The organism is Dietzia sp. CQ4, from assembly GCF_014145125.1.
Lineage (GTDB): Bacteria > Actinomycetota > Actinomycetes > Mycobacteriales > Mycobacteriaceae > Dietzia > Dietzia natronolimnaea.
On record NZ_JAALDZ010000298.1, the window covers coordinates 1 to 2268 of the forward strand.

Sequence of the window (2268 nt, forward strand, 5' to 3'; positions counted from 1 at the left end):
GGCGGCGGTGTCGGGGGCGACGGGCGCAGCAGGGGCATCGCCCTGCGGGCCGGTCACCGGGCGGCACCCCGGCGTGCGATGCGCGCGGCGGCGATCAGTCCGGGCACCGCCACCAGCACCGCACCGAGGAGGTACCACCAGGGGGTGAGGCCGATCGTGGTGCGGATGACGTGCAACCCGGTGACGACGACGAGGACCACCACGCCGGAGCCCGCGACCCCCCAGAGGTACGTCCGGGCCGAACCACGGGGACTGGCGCCGATCGATCGCCGCTGCCAGAAGATCACGGCGAACAGCAGCACCACGTACGGCACCATCGCCCAGTTGGAGAACATGATCGCGATGGTCCCGGCACCCATCACCACCGCGATGACGGTGGCGAACCAGGCGAAGACCCGGGCGTCGCGCGTGGAGCTCACCGGCGGCCGACCCTCGACCTCCGCGAGGAGCCGGGCAGCCTCGGCGCGATCGAGCTCGCCGGTGGTGCGGTTCTCCGTGGTCATGACGACACCTTCCTCGTGACGGTCCCGGGAGTGTCCACCCGGGCAATGACTAGACCATAGGCAACTACTTTCCATTTTGGCAAGTAGTTTCCACCGCCCAGCCGCCAGTGGCGGTGCCGATCACCCCGGGTCCACTACACTCGCGCAGGTCATGGAATTGAAGGCAGTCAAGAAGGACCTCATCGCCAAGATCGCAGCCCCCCGCGATTCGTCGCGCGCCGATCCGGTCGACCCCTACCTGCCCAGCGCCGGGAACCACGGCTACCGGGTGACCCGGTACGAACTGGACCTCACCTACAAGATGAGCTCCAACAACCTGCGTGGCCAGGCCGTCATCACCGCCACGGCCACCGAACCGCTCGACTCGGTGCAGCTCGACCTGTCCCCCCACCTCGACGTGTCCAAGGTGTCTCTCGACCGCGGTCGGGTCGCCAGGTACAACCGGCCGCGGGGCAAGCTCACCGTCACCCCGGCCGAGCCGATCCCCGTCGGTGCCGCGTTCACGCTCACCATCCGGTACGCGGGCAACCCGCGCCCGATCCGCGGCGCATGGGGTGAGGTCGGGTGGGAGGAACTGACCGACGGGGTCCTGGTGGCCAACCAGCCCAACGGCGCCGCCAGCTGGTTCCCGTGCGACGACCACCCGTCGTCCAAGGCCCCGTTCCGGATCCGGCTCACCACCGACTCCCCGTACCGCGCGGTCGTGACCGGTTCGCTGGTGGGCAAGAAGCGCAGCGGCAGCACCACCACCTGGGAGTTCGACCTCCCGCAGCCCACCTCCACCTACCTCGTGACCATCAACCTGGGGCAGTACGAGCACCTGGAGGTGACGGGTGGGGCGGTGCCGTTCCACGCCTACCTGCCCGCGGACCTCAAGCGGGACTTCCGGGTGTCGTTCGCCCGCCAGCTCGAGATGATCGAGGTCTTCACCGACCTGTTCGGCCCGTACCCGTTCGGTGAGTACAAGGTGGTGGTGACCGACGACGAGCTGGAGATCCCCCTCGAGGCGATGGGCATGTCCACGTTCGGCCGCAACACAGCCGAGGCGGGCACGGACGACGAGCGGCTGATCGCCCACGAACTCGCGCACCAGTGGTTCGGCAACGCCGTCACCGCCGCCGAATGGAAGCACATCTGGCTCCACGAGGGCTTCGCCTGCTACGCCGAGTGGCTGTGGACCGAGTTCTCCGGCGGCGCCGACGCGGGCAGCCACGCGCTGCGCTACTACTCCAAGCTGCAGAACTCACCCCAGGACCTGCTCCTGGCCGACCCCGGCCCCAAGGACATGTTCGACGACCGGGTCTACAAGCGCGGCGCGCTCACCCTGCACGCCCTGCGCCTGACGATCGGCGACGAGCAGTTCTTCCAGCTGCTGCGCGACTGGGTGACCAAGTACTCGGGCAGCACCGCGACCACTGACGACTTCCTGCACATGGCCGCCGACCACTCCCCCGTCGACCTGCGTCCCCTGTGGTCCGCGTGGCTGTTCTCGGAACCGCTGCCACCCACCCTCGGCATGCCCGATGACCACGCCGGCCGCCGCTGAACCGACGCCCACGGCCGGCCGCCGCGCCGCGGGTGGGATGCGGGCCCTGACTCTGGCGACGGTGTTCGCCGCCGCCTCCGGCTACCTGGTCATGCTGGTCGCCGGCCGGGCGCTGGGCCCGGCGGACTACCCCCTCTTCGCCACCTACTGGGGCGCGTTCTTCGCCCTGGGCGGGGTGGCCAACGGACTCATGCAGGAGGCCACGCGGGCCGTGCGGTC

Annotated in this window: 2 protein-coding genes and 1 pseudogene; 2 read left to right on the forward strand and 1 reads right to left on the reverse strand. The window is 69.9% G+C overall.

Annotated elements, in window-relative coordinates:
* Positions 1-53 precede the first annotated feature (53 nt).
* Positions 54-503, reverse strand: a complete 450-nt coding sequence (locus G6031_RS15315; RefSeq protein ID WP_182653720.1) for a hypothetical protein — start codon at positions 501-503, stop codon at positions 54-56.
* Between the two features lie 157 nt (positions 504-660).
* Between G6031_RS15315 and G6031_RS15320 the strand changes: the two genes are divergently transcribed.
* Positions 661-2049 carry a M1 family metallopeptidase gene (locus tag G6031_RS15320; RefSeq protein WP_179526135.1) on the forward strand — a complete coding sequence of 463 codons (1389 nt, stop codon included), beginning with the start codon at positions 661-663 and terminating at the stop codon, positions 2047-2049.
* Positions 2027-2268, forward strand: a pseudogene (locus G6031_RS15325) (polysaccharide biosynthesis protein); the annotation flags it as partial. The gene G6031_RS15320 and the pseudogene G6031_RS15325, both read left to right, overlap by 23 nt.